This is a genomic window from Aquimarina sp. BL5, assembly GCF_003443675.1.
In the GTDB taxonomy this organism is placed as follows: Bacteria; Bacteroidota; Bacteroidia; order Flavobacteriales; family Flavobacteriaceae; genus Aquimarina.
In genome coordinates this window covers 161,017-180,621 of sequence record NZ_CP031963.1, presented here as the reverse complement: position 1 = coordinate 180,621, position 19,605 = coordinate 161,017, and the positions used below count along the sequence as shown (strand labels likewise).

The 19,605-nt window shown below is 32.0% G+C and carries 19 protein-coding genes; 11 read left to right on the top strand and 8 right to left on the bottom strand.

All coding sequences use genetic code 11. The features are described from left to right. The first annotated feature begins 57 nt into the window (after positions 1-57). From D1818_RS00895 to D1818_RS00885, 3 genes are all read left to right on the top strand, one after another. Positions 58-597: a hypothetical protein gene (locus D1818_RS00895; protein ID WP_118455464.1), complete on the top strand. Its 540-nt coding sequence runs from the start codon at positions 58-60 to the stop codon at positions 595-597. A gap of 208 nt (positions 598-805) precedes the next feature. Next, positions 806-1,207: a hypothetical protein gene (locus D1818_RS00890; RefSeq protein ID WP_118455462.1), complete on the top strand. Its 402-nt coding sequence runs from the start codon at positions 806-808 to the stop codon at positions 1,205-1,207. 272 nt (positions 1,208-1,479) lie between these two features. Continuing rightward, positions 1,480-4,680, top strand: coding sequence for a YCF48-related protein (locus D1818_RS00885; RefSeq protein ID WP_162897246.1), 3,201 nt, complete (start codon positions 1,480-1,482; stop codon positions 4,678-4,680). 76 nt (positions 4,681-4,756) lie between these two features. On the opposite strand, the gene D1818_RS00880 is transcribed toward D1818_RS00885, so the two are convergent. Beyond that, positions 4,757-6,349 carry an IS1182 family transposase gene (locus tag D1818_RS00880; RefSeq protein ID WP_205487257.1) on the bottom strand — a complete coding sequence of 531 codons (1,593 nt, stop codon included), beginning with the start codon at positions 6,347-6,349 and terminating at the stop codon, positions 4,757-4,759. A gap of 290 nt (positions 6,350-6,639) precedes the next feature. Further along, complete coding sequence (locus D1818_RS00875; RefSeq protein WP_118455458.1) at positions 6,640-7,050, bottom strand: Lrp/AsnC family transcriptional regulator; 411 nt, start codon at positions 7,048-7,050, stop codon at positions 6,640-6,642. 166 nt (positions 7,051-7,216) lie between these two features. On the opposite strand from D1818_RS00875, the gene D1818_RS00870 reads away from it, so the two are divergent. Continuing rightward, complete coding sequence (locus D1818_RS00870; protein WP_118455456.1) at positions 7,217-7,453, top strand: hypothetical protein; 237 nt, start codon at positions 7,217-7,219, stop codon at positions 7,451-7,453. Next, positions 7,446-7,961 (top strand): N-acetyltransferase, encoded by a 516-nt coding sequence (locus D1818_RS00865; protein ID WP_118455454.1) that lies wholly within the window; start codon positions 7,446-7,448, stop codon positions 7,959-7,961. The genes D1818_RS00870 and D1818_RS00865 overlap by 8 nt, the downstream gene beginning before the upstream one ends. Before the next feature lie 234 nt (positions 7,962-8,195). On the opposite strand, the gene D1818_RS00860 is transcribed toward D1818_RS00865, so the two are convergent. After that, complete coding sequence (locus D1818_RS00860) at positions 8,196-8,549, bottom strand: helix-turn-helix domain-containing protein (protein ID WP_118455451.1); 354 nt, start codon at positions 8,547-8,549, stop codon at positions 8,196-8,198. A 99-nt stretch (positions 8,550-8,648) separates the two neighbouring features. Between D1818_RS00860 and D1818_RS00855 the strand changes: the two genes are divergently transcribed. From D1818_RS00855 to D1818_RS00830, 6 genes are all read left to right on the top strand, one after another. Next, positions 8,649-9,248 carry a nitroreductase family protein gene (locus tag D1818_RS00855; protein WP_118455449.1) on the top strand — a complete coding sequence of 200 codons (600 nt, stop codon included), beginning with the start codon at positions 8,649-8,651 and terminating at the stop codon, positions 9,246-9,248. Positions 9,249-9,350: 102 nt separating this feature from the next. Next, entirely contained in the window at positions 9,351-9,647 is a 297-nt protein-coding gene (locus D1818_RS00850; RefSeq protein ID WP_118455447.1) for a putative quinol monooxygenase, read from the top strand. Between the two features lies 1 nt (position 9,648). After that, positions 9,649-10,509, top strand: coding sequence for a DUF4437 domain-containing protein (locus D1818_RS00845; protein WP_118455445.1), 861 nt, complete (start codon positions 9,649-9,651; stop codon positions 10,507-10,509). 395 nt (positions 10,510-10,904) lie between these two features. After that, positions 10,905-11,384: a hypothetical protein gene (locus D1818_RS00840; protein WP_118455443.1), complete on the top strand. Its 480-nt coding sequence runs from the start codon at positions 10,905-10,907 to the stop codon at positions 11,382-11,384. A 98-nt stretch (positions 11,385-11,482) separates the two neighbouring features. Next, complete coding sequence (locus tag D1818_RS00835) at positions 11,483-11,698, top strand: hypothetical protein (protein WP_118455441.1); 216 nt, start codon at positions 11,483-11,485, stop codon at positions 11,696-11,698. A gap of 56 nt (positions 11,699-11,754) precedes the next feature. Beyond that, complete coding sequence (locus tag D1818_RS00830; RefSeq protein ID WP_118455439.1) at positions 11,755-12,255, top strand: hypothetical protein; 501 nt, start codon at positions 11,755-11,757, stop codon at positions 12,253-12,255. A 127-nt stretch (positions 12,256-12,382) separates the two neighbouring features. Here the strand turns inward: D1818_RS00830 and D1818_RS00825 are convergent, their stop codons facing one another. The 5 genes from D1818_RS00825 to bglX form a co-directional block, all read right to left on the bottom strand. Beyond that, positions 12,383-13,426 (bottom strand): AraC family transcriptional regulator, encoded by a 1,044-nt coding sequence (locus tag D1818_RS00825; RefSeq protein ID WP_118455437.1) that lies wholly within the window; start codon positions 13,424-13,426, stop codon positions 12,383-12,385. 126 nt (positions 13,427-13,552) lie between these two features. Then, positions 13,553-13,687 (bottom strand): hypothetical protein, encoded by a 135-nt coding sequence (locus tag D1818_RS25785; RefSeq protein WP_255424788.1) that lies wholly within the window; start codon positions 13,685-13,687, stop codon positions 13,553-13,555. Positions 13,688-13,827: 140 nt separating this feature from the next. After that, on the bottom strand, positions 13,828-15,171 hold the full coding sequence (locus D1818_RS00820) for a GntP family permease (protein WP_118455435.1): 1,344 nt from the start codon (positions 15,169-15,171) through the stop codon (positions 13,828-13,830). Between the two features lie 3 nt (positions 15,172-15,174). Next, positions 15,175-17,091 (bottom strand): NADP-dependent phosphogluconate dehydrogenase, encoded by a 1,917-nt coding sequence (gene gndA / locus D1818_RS00815; protein WP_199726299.1) that lies wholly within the window; start codon positions 17,089-17,091, stop codon positions 15,175-15,177. A gap of 16 nt (positions 17,092-17,107) precedes the next feature. After that, on the bottom strand, positions 17,108-19,381 hold the full coding sequence (gene bglX, locus D1818_RS00810) for a beta-glucosidase BglX (protein WP_118463395.1): 2,274 nt from the start codon (positions 19,379-19,381) through the stop codon (positions 17,108-17,110). Positions 19,382-19,605 lie beyond the last annotated feature (224 nt).

Genomic DNA, 19,605 nt, shown 5'->3' with positions numbered 1-19,605 from the left:
TACTTGCCTTGCTTCTATTCTTACTATTAAACATCAGCTATAAAACATAAAAGTACCATGGGATTTGGATTTAACTTATTCTTTATTCTTATTCTCTTACCAGTAACGGGAATATTATTAATAGCTTGGCTTTTATTTAGAAAAAAATCTATAGGAAAGTTGATTGGTTTTATTTGGTTCGGAATTTTTGGGTTAGTTCTATTTTCTAGTACTATTAAATGGTTAACCTCAAAAACTGAGTTAGATAAAGAAGATTATTATGGAGAATATATAATTAACAGAGAGTATTTTAAAGGACAACAAAGCGATTGGCAATACAATAGATTTAGATTTGAAATCAAAGAAAATGATTCTATTTACTTTTACGAAACGGAAAACAACAATGTTATAAAAACATATAAGGGAAAGATAAACACAACAGATTCATATATCTATAAATCCGCAAGACTTATTATCGATATGGAACAACCAACTACTCATATTCTGACAAGTAATCCTACGACTTACAGAAGTTCTTGGAGCTTTTATTTAGTCTTCAATTCTCCTAAATTTAATAACATGTTTTTCAAAAAAGGGAAATGGAAACCAATAAAATAAAAAGCTAAGCGCACTACATTATATATAAAATCAGAGCAAATTTTAGTACTGATCGAAAGGTCTTTTCCTTTTGAAGTGAAGCTAAATTTTTTAAAATTTAATAAGAAATAAAAATGTGCAGATAGATCGATTGGCTATAGCTTACTTGGCTTGCTACTATTCATATATTTGGTACTTTAAGGCATACAAAATTAAAATTGATAGATAAATGAAAATTTACGGGAAATGTAAAAACTGTGAAACCGAAAATAAATACTCAACATATGCTAATACGCGAGTAGAATTTGCAATGCAAGACGGGGAAACTAAAACTTTGAATTGTACAAATTGTGGAACGGATACGAAATACCATGTTGATCAATTATACGCAAAACAATCTAAGAGTGCTCAATTAATTGCTGGATTGATACTGTTTATCGGAACACCCCTTATGTTTTTCGGAATTAATCCGGTCTTTACGGGAAATCGGAATCATTATGTAATTTATATTATTGGAGGGTTTTTACTGATTCCGATTTTTGCATATGCTGTAATCAATAAACAAGATCAAACCCGTGTGAGTGATTTTAATAGACGAACACTAAAAGGCAGAGTACATAATATTACATAAAAGCAAGTTTTACAACAACATATATGTAATTATTTTAACTAAGTGATCAATCAAATTGTTGTTGTATTTTTGGATGGTGCAATGCCTTCAGAGAAAAAATTAGCAATTAATGCGCAAAAAAACAGAAAAACAAGGTAACATTTTGTTCTTATAAGACACAAATATGAAACGTTGGGTAACACGTAAAACCTAAGTATAGAAATAAATTTAAGAATTTAATAATGAAAAAAAATCTACTTATACTGTTATGTCTTATTTTGTTTATTAATAAAATGCAATCTCAAACAAACTGGGAATTGTTAAACCCAAAACCAACAGCTAATACTGGTAAAGATATTGAGTTTGTTACAGCTAACATTGGATATATAATAACTTCAAATGAATTATTAGAAACATTGGATGCTGGTGATAATTGGTTAAAAAAACAAAGCATCTCTAGTGGAAATGATATGAGTTTCTACAACTCAACTGGTTATATAGTTGGGAATTATGGATATGTTTTGAAATCTATAGATAACGGAATAACTTGGAATCAAATATCGACAGGTTTTAGTGGTTCTTTTAATACTGTAAATATTATTGATACTAATAATATTATATTATCAACTTCAAACGGTATCGTAAAAACTAATGATGGAGGAACCACATGGGAAAGTTTGAGTATTCCAAATTCTGGAGTTAATAAAACATCTTTTACTAGTCCATTAATTGGACACGCTGTGTGCAATGAAGGAACAATCTTAAAAACTATTGATGGAGGACAAAATTGGTATACAACGCAAAGTACAAATACATTTCCTTCAGATTTTTTTACTGTCTACTTTATAAATGAAAATATCGGATTCGCAACAAGAGAGCACGATGACATGTTTAAAACGATAGATGCTGGCGAAACCTGGGTAGAAATTTCAGGTCCAGGAGAAGCTATCTACGATTTTCATTTTCTAGATGAAAACATAGGCTTTGTAACAGGAGACCACGGAGCAACATATAAAACAAATAATGGTGGAAATACATGGAGTCAGATCTTTTTTCAAAATGGATTTGTTTATAACACTTCTATGTATGGGATTTACTTCCAAGATACTAACATTGGTTATGCTACTGGTGCTCGTGGTCGTATTATTAAAACTATAGATGGAGGTAATACTTGGACACCTCATTCAATGACCTATATTGATTTTAGACAAATACAGTTCCTAGACAGCAACACAGGTTATGCTCAATCAAGAAATAATTTTTACAAGACGATAGATGGCGGAGATAACTGGTCTTTAGTTGGTTCATTAAGTTTAGGTACATCAGTAAGTAGTAGTGATTTTACTTTTGTAAATGAAAACTTAGGCTACGCAACTACAGGAGGAACATATGGTGGGCATGTTTTTAAAACTATAGACGGTGGAGTTACATGGATAGATTTGAACAATGGTTATGACATTATTGATGAAGGAATAACTTCCATTTTTTTTCTTGACGAGAACAATGGCTTTATTTCAGGTGGTTTTAATCAAAGGAGAGTTATGAAAACTGTTGATGGTGGTATTAACTGGACTCAAGTCGAATCCATCTCATTTGGTCAAATCCAGTTTGTCAATAACCAAATAGGGTACGCACATAGGATTGGATATTCAAATGGCAGAATGTATAAAACTACAGATGGGGGTAATACTTGGAGTGTTAATTTTGAAGCAGATGAAGAAATTAACGCATTTCATTTTGTCGATGAGAATAATGGGTATTTTGTTGGAGATCAAGGCTTAATCTACAAAACTAATGATGGCGGAAACAACTGGAAAGAGTTAGACATTCCTTATGATTGGTATACTCAAGTTAAATTTTATTCAAAAAATGTTGGTTACATAGCTGACGAAGATGGTAAGCTATATAAAACAGAAAATGGTGGAGTATATTGGGAATATCTAACGAGACAATATAAAATCAATTCTATCGAACTCATTAATGATAAAATCTATACTGCAGGTACAAATGGTAAAATTTATAGAAGTGATGTGGAATATGAAACTATAGTTTTACACGTCAACCCTGTTGATAACATCTATAATTCAAGTGCTAGTTTAACCGGTAATGTTGCTTCGAATGGCGAATCTATTTCTAACATCCAGTTTGAATATAGTCTCGATTATTCTTTTAGTAATATAATTTCAACAACTCCTAATACAGTTGATTCAAATGAACTTTTAAATGTTTCTGTGAATTTATCAAACCTGGAATCTAACACTACATATTACTTTAGACTATCTGGAACACAAAGTTCAAATATAGAGTATAGCGAGATTTTGAGTTTCACGACACTTCCTGATTATGAAATAACAACAAATTTTGCTTTTAATTATTCGGCAACTACTGCAGAAATATCAGGTAATATTCTTTCCAATGAACATGATATTACAAATGTAGAATTTCAATATGGATTAAGCTCTGATACTTTTACTAATACTGTAGTTGGGACGCCAGAATTAGTAGTTGGCAATACAAATGAGAATATTATTGCTAGTTTAAATAATTTACAACCTGAGACACAATACTATTATAGAATCAAAGCAACTCATCAAGGAGAAGATATTTATGGGGACGTACAATCTTTTACAACATACCCTGAATATAACATAAATCTATATCTTCCAAATATCAATGGAACTGATGTTACGCTATCAGCGTATTTAACTTCCTACAATCAAGATATAACTGATATTGTTTTTGAATACGGATCTATCGATTACGAAAATAATATCTCAACTACCCCATCACAAATCAACGCTAACAGTTCATCACTTGTTAATACCACTATAACTGGTTTAGATACAAGTTTAAATTACTATTATAGATTAAAAGCTATCCATAATGGAGAGACTATTTATAGCGAAGAAAGTGTTTTTAATTTCTCAGAAGATATCATTATGACAATTGGCACAATTGAAGGAATTCAAGACAATTCTTTAGAAATGAAGGGATTAATTAATAGCTATGGTGCTTATTTAACAAATATCCATTTCGAGTATGGAGTCACAAACAGTTTTGGTTCATCAATAGTAGGAACGCCAAATTATGCTTTCGGTTATAATACTAATCTGATAGTTGGTTTAATCGACAATCCGTTACCTAATCAAACTTATTATTATAGGTTAGTTGCCACTAATAATGAAAATATAATCTATTCCGATACTTATCAATTTACAACAGCTACACTTGGCCTGACAGATTTTGATTTAGAAAGAAGCATATCAATATATCCAAATCCAACAACTGATTTTGTAAATATTAAATCTAATGTTTCTGAAAAAGTTAAGTTTATAGAATTCTATAATGCTTTAGGTCAACGTGTTTACTATGAGAATACTTCTAATATCTCTGATATAAAAATTGATGTATCAAATTTTAGAAAAGGAATATACTTTGTAAAAGTAAATTTTGAAAGTACCAAAATGGTATTGTCGAAATTGATATTGAATTAAAAATAAGATTGCCTAATAATGGTAACCGTTGCACAAGTACTTAACTTTTGATGGGGTTGACATTAAAAATACTATTTTAAACCTCTTTTATTTTGAAAATGCTTGTTGAAATTTCAAAAATTTGAGTGCTTAAAATGAAGGCTAGTGTTTGTATTAAGACCAATTTTTCAAAAAAAAGAGGAGCAAGTGCTTTTGCTTCACTTTTTACTCGTTTTTCTGTGAATTTTAGATATTTCTTTAAATTATAAGCCATTGCCGATAGATGCATCACTTTGTTAGCCTGCTTTATGCCAATAGTGTTGATCTTGCGCAGTCCCATAAACTGGGTGAGGGTTCCAAAAACAGGCTCTACAGTACTTTGCCGTTTGGCTTTCATTACTTTGCCTTTGGGAGTGGCTAGTCGAGCATTGTTACGCTCATATTCCTCCCGATAGTAGGTTACACTAAATTTCTTTTCTTTAGCTGTTTTTCCCAAACAGCTAAGTGATAGTGGACAGTCTCTACATATTTTACTGGAAATACGGTATTCTTTCTTTAAGGTTTGGGTACGGTAGTCTTTGAACACTTTCTTGAAAGGTACTATTGCTCTGTTGGGACAGATATAATGATCTTCACTTTTTATATATTCAAAGCCATCTGGACCACCTTTGTAAGTGCCATGTGGTGGTATGTAACCTTTGATCTCTTTATTTTCTAAATAAGCGTACACCTCTCCGCTACTATATCCTGTATCTGCCAGTACGTTTTCTAATTGAAATCCTGACTTCCACAACCGCCGTTGAACACGATCTACAATGTCCTCCATATATTGACTATCCTTACCATCTGCATGATAAGCTTTGATGTCAGTAATCACATGATTTGCCGTGTCTACACTAAGTTGGCTGCTATAATTGAGTTTTCGAGCCTTGCCTGGCTTCACACTTATTCTAGCATCTGGATCGGTTGGACTGTAGTGTGTCTTGTTGCTTGTATAACGGCTACCCTTGTTATTTGCACCTGGGCGCCTGTCTTGATTCTTGCTCCAGTTCTTGTTCCTGGACTCAATACTTTTTAGTTCTTGTTTTGTGGCAGTAATACTTTGCTGCTCTTCACTGGCTTTGTTTTCCTTGGCTTTGCGAAAAACCTCTTGATCCCGATGGCTAATATGGCGTACAGCAGCTAAGTGTGCTTCTAAATCTTGACAAGGAACTTTTAACTCCAGACTATCCATACTGGCATTTGCTTTTACAGGTGCAGAATCTATCGCTTGGGTGCGCCCTTTTACCATACCCTTGCCGATGCACATCTCCAAAATGTGGATGAATACTTGTTCAAAAATTTCTTCAGGGAACAACTGGCGTGTCCTACTGATAGTCGAATGCCAAGGTAGTGTCTCATCAATGTCATAGCCCACAAAATAGAGGATATCCAAGCGCATACTACAGTGCTCGATAAGCTTTCTATCGCTTATAATATTTTCTAGATAACCAACTAAACAAAGCTTGAAAAACACTACAGGATCAATACTACGTTGACCACTTCTACCGTAATAGGTACTGGTTTTTTTATATAAAAAGTCTAAATGCAAAACACTCTTTAAACGATAATAAAAATTGGTCTCCGCTACACGATCACTTAAACGGAAATCACTAAACAACTTCTCTTGATATATCTTTTTTCCTTGCATATCATGAAATTAATCCTTTTTACTAACTTGTGCAACAGGCACAATGGCTATAGTTAATACCCGGTTTAGTACTAAACCAAGTTCTAAGCTTTAAACCAAGTCCGCCAAATCTTTTGATTTGATTTTATGAAGAAAAAGATAAAACAAAAGATTTGGCTAAGTGCTTAACGGGAAATTTAGTAATATTAATTCCCGTACTAACCTTAGTCGAGACGTTACTCTACAATTATGAAAAAAATCCTGCTAAAATTGACAATTTACCGGTTTATAGTATCTTTCTAGGAAATAAATTACGCTTCTAAAATAATACTCGTTTTTGAAGCACCATACTTTGCAATTTTTTCAAGAAAGGAAATAAGATGCTTATTGTTTCTAAAATAACCTAAAACGCATAAGCAATCATCGCCAGTAATTCTATCACATCTTTGCACTTCTTCCATTGCTTGTAATTGCTTTTGAGCATCGTTTGAACCTGCTGACCCTCGGTGTATTACTAATGTTATATATGCTTTGGTCTCAATACCCAATTTTTCATGATTCACTTTTAAAGCATAACCTTCGATTATGCCTTCTTCTTCCATTTGTCTAACACGCTTCCCTATAGCTGGAGCAGACAACCCCACTTCTTTTCCAATAGTAGCAAAGCTTTCTCTAGCATTAATTTTTAGCATTTCTAGTATCTTTTTATCTAACACGTCCATTTACAATCAAAATTATATTAGCAATTATTCGATATAATCGAATTTAAATATACCATAATAAACTCGATTATAAACTAAAAAAGAGTTATTACATTCTATATTTGTTGTATTAGTTTTAGGTTGGTAGTCTCCAACTTTAAATATTTAAATAGAAAAAACACAAAATATGAGTCCATTTTTAATTGATTGTATTGGTTACGGAGGTTTGGTCATTAACTTATATTCAATGTCCACCAAAGGTGAATATAAACTAAGACTAATCTCACTAATCGCGAATATTATTTACATTTTATACGGCGCATTAATTAGTGCAACTCCGATAATTGTAGGATGTACTATTGCCGTATTTCTGCATGGGTATCACCTAAGACGATTGAAAATTAAAAAGGATAACAATGATTAAAATACAAATAGCTAAAGAAGCTGATAAGGAGGTTTTAGCTCTTTTAGGAAGAGTGACATGGGCCGAATCTCACGGGCAATATATAGATGATAAAAACGATCTGCGTAAATACCTAAACAAGAATTTTTCAGTTTCTAAAACAAAACAAGACATAAATAATCCTAAAAACCTTTTCTATATTATTTATGTCGATGATTTACCCGTTGGTTACGCAAAATTAGTACTAAACGCCATAAATGAAAGTATTGCCTCCCAAAACAATTGTCGTCTTGAAAGGATCTTCATTCAAAGTGAATTCATACACTTAAAAATTGGACAACAACTTCTAACTTTTGTTGAAGAAAGAGCTAAAGCATTACAATTAGATACGATGTGGCTTTCTGTTTACATAAAAAACAAAAGAGCGATTAGATTCTATGAAAGGAATGAATTTAAAAACGTAGGAGAATTAAACTTTATAGTCAATGGAAAAGCGTATGAAAACATAGTTTTTTCAAAAAAAATATAAGTAAGTAAAAATCTTATAAACCTATGAACTGGAATAAGGTTAAAGTTGGGACTCTAAATACTGAAGAGTGCAAAGAATTATTAAATTATATGAAAGAAATGGGTTCAAAAAAAAGTCTAAAATTAAAAATTTATTAGAGATTTCATTTGGTCGTTTTCTTTTACTAATTTAATTGATGACCAAGTCAACTAATAGCACACGAGCGGTTTGACAACAAGTTAAAGCGACAATCTGCTAGGAATATTTTTTAACCACTAAATCACCCCAATCTGCAATCGATTTAATAAGTGGAATTAAGGTTTTCCCGAAATCAGTTAATGAATATTCTACTCTTAAAGGAGGCTTAGAAGTATAAACTTTTCTATTAATTAATCCATCTTCTTCTAATGACTTTAACTGTAAGCTCAATGTTCTTTCGGTTACAGTTGGCATAGATTTTCTCAATTCATTATACCTTAATTTTTCATCCATTAAATAAAAAAGTATAACCGTTTTCCATTTTCCACCAATAATTCCCATTGTAAGACTAGCACAACAAGGATATTCATTTCCTTTGAATTTAAGGATTTTGGGTTCTTTTGCTTTCATAAAAGTATACTATCATTTTTGACCGTTATTGCAAAGGTAAAATACTATACTTAAGTTTGCAACTATAATTATTATAGTTAAACTGACAAGTATAAAAATATGAGCTTTTTAGAATCAATGCAAAACCGTTATACAACCAAAAAGTATGACCCAGCAAAAAAAATTGAACGTAGTAAAATTCAAGAATTAAAGGAAATTCTGCACTTAAGCCCTTCTTCTATAAACAGTCAACCTTGGAAATTCACTTTTGTTTCGGACAACGATACAAAACAAAAGCTAGCAAAAGTTTCTTGGTTAAACACCAATAAAGTTCTTGAGAGTGATACAGTTGTCGTTTTTAGTCGAATCAATAACATCGACTTATTCGAAAAACAAATTGAAAATGAGCTTCCTGAAGGAGCAGTTAATTATTACAAAGAATTTATAAAACCTCAAACAAAAGAGCAAATAAAAGCTTGGTTTGATAAACAAGTATATTTAGCTTTAGGTGTTTTTTTAAGTGCTTGTCCTGAAATGGGAATTGATGCTACACCGATGGAAGGAGTTGAACCAGAAAACTATGACGTAATTCTAAATCAGACGAACTACTCTACTCTTATGGCAGTAGCTATTGGTTATAGAGACGATGAAGACTTTAACCAACCAAGTAAAAAACCAAAATCTAGAAGAGACATAAATAAAGTAATAGAAACCATATAAAAAAGTAGTAATGGTAGATGGTAGTAGATAAAAGTATATATTTTATACTGTGCACAAATCCAAGAATTAAAAAAACACATCGAGTAATAAAATTCCGAAATTATGAATAATCAAAAGTTAACAATCGTTGCAAAAATATTAGCAAAACCGGAAAAAAGAGAACTAGTAAAAAGTGAACTAGTAAAATTAATTGATATTACTAAAAAAGAGAAAGGATGTATCAACTACGATTTGCACCAAGACAATGAAAATAAAAATCTATTTCTATTTTATGAAAATTGGGAAAGTAGAGATTTATGGCAAACGCATATGAATAATACACATTTAGCTGATTATATGAAAGCAACAGACGGAGCTGTAGAAGAATTCACACTTAATGAAATGACTCAAATTCAATAAAATGAACAAATTATCTATCTATCTAATACTAATTTTAGGAATCTCTTTTTCTTGTAAAAATCAAGAAAAGAAATTAAGCGAAGCTCTTTCAGAAAAGATTGAAAACCCAACAAACAAAGTTCTATTAAGCAGTGAAATTAAGTGGGAAAAATTAAATCCAGCAAGAGGAGACCAGAGCCCGCAAGCTGGAACAATTTGGGGTGATAGAAAAGGAACAGAACCAACAGGTTTTTTAGCGAAATTTGTTGATGGATTTTCTTCACCACCACATATTCATAATGTTACCTATCGAGCAGTCGTAATAAAAGGATCGTTGCATAACGATGATCCAAAAGCCGATAATATGTGGATGAAATCAGGTTCGTTTTGGACGCAGCCCGCTGGAGAACCTCATATCACTTCCGCTAAAGGAGAAGAAAATATCGCTTTAGTAGAGATTAACAAAGGACCTTATTTGGTTAAACCAATAAATGAAGCATTTGATAACGGAGAAAAACCCATAAACATAGATGATTCAAATATTGTCTGGCTCAATAATGAACAGACAAATTGGGTTGGTTCAAAAAGTAAAGCTGAAATTAGTTTTCTTTTAGATAGTAAAAAGAATAATGGTCTTAAAAGTATTTTTGTAAAACTTCCAAAAGACTATAATGGAGCAATAGAAACCAATGGAACTGTTTTACATTCCGTTGTGATAAAAGGCAATCTAAATTATATAATGCCTCAAAATAACGAAACAAAAAATTTAGATGCAGGAAGTTATTTTGGTTCGACAGATAAAGCTATCCATACAATTAAAGGTAATTCTGAAAAAGAAATTATTCTATATATAAGAACAAATGGAGAAGTAAAAGTGAAATAAAGTCAGTTACCATCAATGCATAAAAGTAATAGCGGTTTGGAGTTTAATCCAAACCGCTATTACTTTTTATTTTGTAAATTACTTTTGAAAGTTAAATGATTTAAAACTCGCTACAACTCATACAAAATACTATTGGTTGTAAATAGAGCAAATAAATAATCATCCAGAAAAAATTGAACAGATATTTAATGATGTTAAAAAGTTTATGGAATATGCTCTTGAACTAAACGGGTATGTTTTAGTATTTAAATATTGATAAAAAGGATCCTAAAGTTTTAAAACTAATTTAAATTACAATTTAATCTTTAACTTGTGTTACCCAAGTGCTTTAACGAACAACTAAGAAAACAAAAAACATGACTAATAAATTAGTATCAATATTCTGCGTTGTCTTCATGCTAAATATAATAAGTTGTAAAGAGCACAAAACAACAAAAATAGATCAAGTAGTTAATCTGGAAATCGATATTGAAAAAGAAAAAAAAGCTATTTTAGAAACCCTTAACAACGAGACTAAAGCTGCTTTTCAAAGAAACTATAAGGACTGGAAAGACAAATGGGTACACGATCCTGAGATTACGAAAACCTACATAGATTTTGCGGATAGTACTTTTTCTGAGTCTGTGGGTTGGAGTGAAATAAGTCAATTCGTTAAAACCTTTATCGAAGAACATCCCGAACCAGAGCCCTTACCTAAGTTGTTGGACAAAATTGATGTAAGACTCTATGGAAATGGAGCTTGGGTTACTTATGAACAACAAGACTCACTACGTGGTCTGAAACGCGAAACTAGACTTATGGAGAAAGTAAATGGAGAATGGAAAATTGCAGGAATGCAGACTACTATTTACGGATTCAAAACCGATAAAAAGTAATAAAATCTATTTCGAAATAGAATGCTATGAATCAATTGTGGTAGAATTATTTAAATTTAAGCGTGTGTTCAATTAATAACAATTACAAATAAAAAGGAATGAATAAATTCGTTTTGACAATATTCTTGTTAATGCACTTTGGATGTATTGGACAGAATGGCAAGGAAGCTTCAAATACTTCTGAAAATAACAAGACTGAAGTTATTCTTTTAGTCAAAAAAGATCTTATAAAGACTCTTAAAGAATTAAAATCAGAAAATGATTCGCTTAAAAGTTATGGATTGGTAAAAAGTCAAATTAAAAGTGTAAAGTAGAACTAAAAAACAAAGAATTATCTATTGATTCGATATCAAATGTCTTTACCCATTCTTTGATCAATAGAATAATCCCTTTTTGGGAAGGAACCGAATGGTCGTTTGAAGGGCATACATCGATCCCAAAGAAAGGAAAAATTGCCTGTGGGTATTTTGTTTCGACAACATTAAAAGATGCTGGAATAAACTTAAATCGATACAAGCTTGCTCAACAATCTCCAATAGATGAAGCGAAAAGTTTAGCGCTTAACAATCAAGTAATTGAAATTTCCGAAAATTCTATTGAAGAAAATATCTCAATGATCAATAAGAGTTTAAAAGACGGAATCCATTTCATTGGATTTGATGCTAGCCACGTTGGATATATTTTTAAGGAAAATGGACAACTATATTTAATTCATTCAAACTATATGGATTATAAAGGAGTAGAAATCGAGAAAATTGAAGATTCAATTGTTTTTGCCTCCTACAATAAATTCTATCTTGCAGAGATTAGTACGAACGAACAACTGATAAAAAGTTGGATTACAGGAAATGAAATCCAAGTTGTGCATTGAAAACAAAACCCATAATGTAAACAACAGTTTATAAATTTGTCAATGTGTATCTTACCTGTTTTTGGTTTATCAGTACCCCATAAAATCTATGTAAATCAAAATAATCACAACTTAAAGCTATACAACCCTATAAAGATTTTAATTGGGCCTCTCTGTATTGAACTGCAGTTGTATTCGTCAACTTTTTAAAAGCTGTGTTAAAAGAAGATATACTGTTAAACCCACAATCATATGCAATACTGGATATTTTAAAGTTTTGATATTCTGGTAAGTGTAATAATCGCTTTGCTTCTGCTATTCGATATCTTGCAATATACTGTGAGTAATTTTCCTTTTTATTCTGATTAATAACTTGAGATAGTTGCTTAGAGGTTATTCCTATTCTGTTACTAAGTTTAATTAATGTAATCTTAGGATCCAGAAACAATTTTTCTTCCTCCATTAGATATGTCAACTGATCTAAATACGTTTTTGCATTTTCATCATTTAAAGAAGAATTAGCATACTTTTTGTTTTCAATCTTAAACAAAAAAGGATTCCTTAGAGCATAGATTAATAAAACAAGAACTATCGCTGAGAATAAAAAAGCTGTACTTAAATACGGTACTATGCGCAAAAACACTCCCATCTGAATAAGTGACATCCCAATGGTAAGCATTGTAAAAAACAATAACCAATGATACACCTTATACGATTTATGATTAGATTGATTCTTACTAGTAAACAACCAATACAAAGTATATAACCCGTATAACAAAATATGGGATAATAATCCTAGAAAAATTATTCTGGAAGATATTGAATCATCATTTGGGATTATCCAACAAAATATTACAAATAAAAGTAATGGAGCATACTGAATCAAAATTGACCTACTGTTCCTTATTTCGTTAGTGAAAAATAATCTCGTTGCATAAAACCATAATGAAGGGCCAATAGCTAATAACATTCCAAGAAAAACATTCCTTATTACAGGGTCAATTGGAAAGTAATTATAGAATAGAGATTTACCAATTCTAAGGCTAAAAGCTAAGAGATAAATCGCCAGAAAAACATTCGCACTAGCACGCTCTTTTTTTGTTATTATCAAGAATAATCCAAAGAATAATGCGATTATAAAACCAATACTCCCTAATAATAATTCGATATGTTTAAAAACTTCCGGATTCATTGTCAAACAAAGAAAGTAATTTTTACTCTTTGTTCATACTAATGATTCTATAAAGAATAATAGAATTATATATTTCAAAATAGACCTGAAACCAAAATATTCATTCTTTAGTAATCCAAACAATTATTAACATGGCTCATAACTAATTGCCATTCTGCACCATACAACAACGGATTTTTGTTGAGCACCTCCATTAATTTTATATTTTTCGTCTCTTTCTAATTCTTTATACAGTATCTTAAGATCATTTAATGTTTTCATAGTACTTCATTTAAATTGTTAATCATCTAAAACTACATCTTGTTAATAGTAGCATTGCCACCCGAAATGGGTAGTTAACTAGTTTTTAACTGAATCATATGTTTTAGTTTATTTCCTTTGGAATAGTTTCTAAAGACTGGCTAAAAAACATACCATAATAACAAAGACATCAAAACTCCAGTAATTGCAATAAGAGTTGTCATAACAGTCCAGGAACGAAAGGTTTGTTTCTCTGTCATTCCCAGATATTGTCCTACTAACCAAAATCCACTATCATTCACATGAGATAAGATCGTTGCTCCCGAAGCAATGGAAATTACAAAAAGAGCAATCTGTGCAGCACTAAAATCTCCAGCAAGAATAATCGGTGAGGTAATACCTGCAGCTGCAATCATAGCGGTCGTAGCAGAACCTTGTAAAACTCTAATCAAAGCCGCAACTATAAATGCAAATAACAATGGGTGGATGTATGAACTCTGTAACGAAGAAGCTAATAATTCCCCTGCTTTGGTGTCTACTAATATTTGTTTAAAAGCTCCACCAGCACCAGTTAGTAAGATAATGGCTCCTGCTGGTTTGAATGATTTCATTGAAATTTTCAAAAGTTCATCTCTAGTAACTCCTCTTTTAATTCCGAGAAAATACCAAGCAATTAAATTTGCTATAATCAAAGCAGTAAAAGGGTGCCCTAAAAGAGTTATTATATATATCATTGATTGCGGTAACACATCTTCCTTAAACCAATCGCCCAGCAAAACTGTTTTTAATACTATTAATAAAATGGGTAACGTAATAATTATAATAATACCAATAGGATTAGGAGTATTATCCATTCTTATATTAGAATCATTAGCCTCAGGAATCGTGATATCTATTTTATTAGCAAGGTGTTTTCCCAATATTGGTCCACTAATTATCGCAGCAGGAACACCTGTAATAAATCCAAATACAATGACCCATCCAAGATTAGCTCCCAATATATCAGCTACAGCGACTGGACCAGGAGTTGGTGGTATAAAACTATGTGTAATTGCTAATCCAGCTAATAATGGAATTGCATAGAGCAATAAAGATTTTTTGGTTTTTCTGGCAATTGCATATACTATTGGTACTAAAATAATAAAAGCCACATCAAAAAAAACGGGTATTGCAATGATGAACCCAGTGATCATCAATGCCCAGGATGCATTTTTTTCTCCAGCTAATTTTAGTATATAATTTGCCAATCCTTGTGCCCCTCCTGAGTTTTCTAACAATCCACCAAATAATGCTCCAAGCCCCACAACAGTTGCTACAAAACCAAGTGTTCCTCCCATTCCATTCTTAATACTAGTAAGAATTTCTTCTGCTGGTAATCCAGCAACAATTCCCACCAATATACAAACGATAAGCAGTGCAATAAATGCTTGCATTCTTAATTTCAGGATCATAAAAAGCAATGCAATGATACCTACTCCGACAGCAATTAATAATTGATAGTCCATAAATTAGTGTTTCCAGTTTGTATGAAAATATTCATCTAGCGATGTATCTACTCTTTGATAGGTATGTGCTCCAAAATAATCCCTTTGCGCTTGTATGATGTTGGCCGAAGACTGAGCCGATGTATATGCTAAAAAGTAGTTCGCCGCTGCCGAAAATACTGGTAGAGAAAATCCTGATGTAAGTCCGGCAGCAACGGTTTCCGTTAGTGAATGAATATCTGATTTTACAGTTATGATTATATCCGGAAGTAGTAACAGAGAGGTGTCATTATCATTTAAAAACAACTTCCAAATTTGCTCCATTAAATCACTTCGTATGATACAACCGTTTGTCCATATTCTGGCTATTTTAGAAAGGTTCAGTTCCCAGTTGTATTCGTTAGAAGCTTCTTTTATTAGCTCAAAACCGATATGATGATTAATAACACTTGCCGTTCTGAAAGCTTTTTCTAAATTTTCAATAAATATGGTATCATTTGAAGAAATACTATATGTTTTTAGCTGATATTTTTCTGAAGCTTCAACACGTTTGGATTTGATTCCAGAAATGTTACGGGCCATTACAGATTCTGAAATCGTAGATAACGGCATTCCGACTTCTAAAGCAGCATTCGTAGACCAACCACCTGTTCCCTTCTGCCCTGCTTTATCCAGTACTTTATCTATTAGAAAATCATCTCCCTCTTTTTTAAGAAGAATATCGGCCGTAATTTCGAGCAAATAACTATCTAATCCATTATTTCTCCAAATATTAAAAATAGCTGCTATTTGATCAGGATTTTTCTTTGCATAAAAACGCAAGACATGATAGGTTTCCGCTAACAATTGCATCTCTGCATATTCGATACCGTTATGAACCATTTTTACATAATGTCCTGATCCTTCTGGCCCAATATATTCACAACATGGATTATTTGCTTTATCTCTCGCCGCAATAGCTTCTAAAAAATTTCCTGATCTATTATAAGCTTTCTTTGATCCTCCAGGCATAATCGAAGGACCTTTTAAAGCTCCTTCTTCTCCTCCAGAAATACCTGCTCCTAAAAAATGGATTCCTTTATCAATTAATCTATCGCTTCTCTCTAATGTTGATTTATAATGAGAATTTCCTCCATCAACAACACAATCATCTTTCGATAAAAATGGTACTAATGCTTCAATCACCACATCCACCGGTTTCCCGGCATTGACCATAAGTATAATGGTACGAGGTTGTTCTATAGAGTCTACAAATGATTTTAAATTATCAAACCCTAGTACCATATGGTTATCAGGCTGCTCCTTTACAAACTTTTTTGCGATATCAACCTCATAATCATCCACTTGCCTATTATACACAGAAAGTGTGAAGTTTTTAGATAAAAGGTTTTTAGCTAAGCTCTTACCCATCACTCCTAATCCTATCAATCCTAACTGCGATCTATTTGTATCCAATTTAGATTTAATTTCATTCACAATTTCATCACTACTTTTATCAACTGTTATAACAATCCCTTTTTCTGGTCCTTCTAAGGTTTCAAATTGAGAAACCAACATTTCTTTTTTGAAAAAATGATTTTTTCTTGCTTGCATGCGTTTGGAAATCATATCATAACTTCCTTCTAAGAAAATCCATTTTATGTATTTTTCATCAATAGATCCTAGCGTTTTTCTATACTTTATTTTTAAGGCAGAACAAGCTAATACTGCTCCATTTTTAGTGTTCCAAACTTTAATTTCATTCGCTATCTTTTGTAACCAAGGCTCCCTATCTGTATCATCAAGCGGAAATCCATCAGACATTTTCTTAATATTACTTTCTGGATGAAAGTCATCTGCATCAAAAAAAGGAATATCTAAATCTTTAGCTAACTTTTTTCCTATAGTTGTTTTTCCACTTCCGGAAACTCCATATATGATATATACAATACCTTTGCTCACAATATTATTATTCCTTTTATTCTAATGTAAATTCTAATTCATTCGCTTCATCCATCGAATGTTTACTTACCCATAGTTTAAAATCACCTGGTTCTGTAACCCATATTTTATCCGGTCCATAAAAAGCCAAATCATCTGTAGAAAAATTAAATATAACTTCTTTAGAAGCACCTGCTTCTAAAGTTACTTTTTTAAATCGTAAAAGTTCTTTAACTGGTCTGGTTAAACTACCAACCATATCTCTAAAATACAATTGTACGGTTTCTTTGGCTTTAATTTTTCCTGTATTGGTAATCATAGCTTTTACCGTAATTGTATCTCCAATCTTAGGGCTAGTTGATGAAATACTAACATCAGCATATCTAAAATTACTATAACTTAAACCATACCCAAAAGGATATTGTGGTAAAAAACCTGCATCCAGATAATGTGATGTATTACCCAGAGAACTTTGCCAAGCCGCAATTGGTATTGAATCCATATACACAAATTCTTCTGGAATCACAGGTCTACCCGTATTTTTATGATTGTAATGAATTGGTATTTGTCCTACTTCTTTTGGCCAGGTAATCGGCAGTTTTCCTGAAGGGGAAACTTTTCCGGTTATAATATTTTTCAAAGCAGGCCCGCCCATAGTTCCAGGATGCCAAGCCATTAAAACGGCATCAACCTTATCTATAATGTTTCCTAATGTAATTGGTCTACCTGCCATAACAATTAAAACAATAGGCTTTCCTGTCTTATGTAATTCTGTGATTAAATCTTCTTGACCTCCAGGAAGGTTTATACTAGCTCTACTATGCGCTTCTCCAGATAAAATAGCTTCTTCTCCAGCAAAAAATAGAATCACGTCAGAAGACTTTGCTGCTTTTATTGCATTACCAAAACCATCGGTTGATTTATCTCTACTGTATGATAATCCTTCGCTGTATTGAATTGTATACTGATCATCCTGTTGAAATGATTTTAATGGAGTAATGGTATGTTCTTTTTCGCCATCAAAAGTCCAAGTACCTAATTGTTCGTGAGGAGCATTTGCCAAAGGACCTATAATTGCTAATTTATTTTTGGAATTTAACGGTAATAAATTATTCTTATTTTTTAGTAATACCGTACTTTCTGTAGCGGTTTCTTGAGCCGAAGCTAAATGTTTTTTATCATAAAGAATCGCATCATTAGGATCAAAATATGGATTCTCAAATAATCCTAATCGCAGTTTTATACGAAGTATATTCTTAACAATTGTATCCAATTGTTTTTCAGAAAACTTACCTTCATTGATTAATTGTTTTAGATGATCGTGATATGAAGTACTAGTCATTTCCATATCCAACATTGCATTTATTGATTTCTCTGCTGCTTCTTTTTCATCTTTTGCAAATCCATGATTTACCATCTCTATAATAGAATTCCAATCACTCACCACAAAACCATCGAATCCCCATTCATCTCTTAAAATATCTTTAAGAATATATTTATTGGCAGACGCCGGAACCCCGTTAAGCTCATTAAAACTGGTCATAAATGTTGCCGAACCCGCTTCTACAGCTTTCTTAAATGGCTTCAAATACGTATTATGTAATAAATTTTCGTTTATATTCGCCGTATTGTAATCTCTTCCTCCTTCTGCTGCTCCATATCCAATAAAATGTTTTGCACAGGCTGCCATACTTGTTGGTGATGATAAATCTTCTCCTTGGAAACCTTTTATATATGCTTCTGCCATTACACTTGTCAAATAGGGATCTTCACCCGCTGATTCAGCAATTCTACCCCATCTAGGATCTCTTGATATATCTAACATCGGAGCAAAAGTCCATCTAATTCCACTTGTACTTGCTTCTATCGCCGCTACTCTAGAACCTTCCTTTACCAACAGAGGATTAAATGAAGCCGCCTGCCCTAGTGGAATAGGGAAAATTGTTTTGAATCCATGGATCACATCTCGTGCAAAAATTAATGGAATCTTACTAGGGCTTTCTTCTACGGCTATTCTTTGTAATTCTTTAGCATCGTTTTTATTCATAATATTAAGAAAAGAACCAATCTGTCCTTTTCTCACGGCTTCTTTAAGATCTGCAGGTAATTCTTTTACTCTACTGGATTTACCTCTTTGAGCAGTTTGACCAATTTTCTCTTCTAAAGACATCTTGGAAAGAATGCTATCAATTTTATTCTCAATTGGATCTTCTATTATATCTTTTTTTGAAGTATCTAGATTTTTAGATTCACAGGATAGAAATACACTAAATATGATTAACAATAATGACAACCTATTATAAATTTTCATTTGTAAAAACGTCATAAAATAATTTTAGTTAGAGAAAGATATTTTAAACTTTTCAGTAAGAATACTGTTAAGATTTACAAGACGAATTTAGATATACTTCAGGATAAGAAAAAAGCGAAACAAACCAATTCTTTAGTTGTTAAGAAAGTATATAGAACCTTTTTATCGAAATACAGGGAAATCTTTATGGAATTGAGTCTACTTAATAACATTATGATAACATA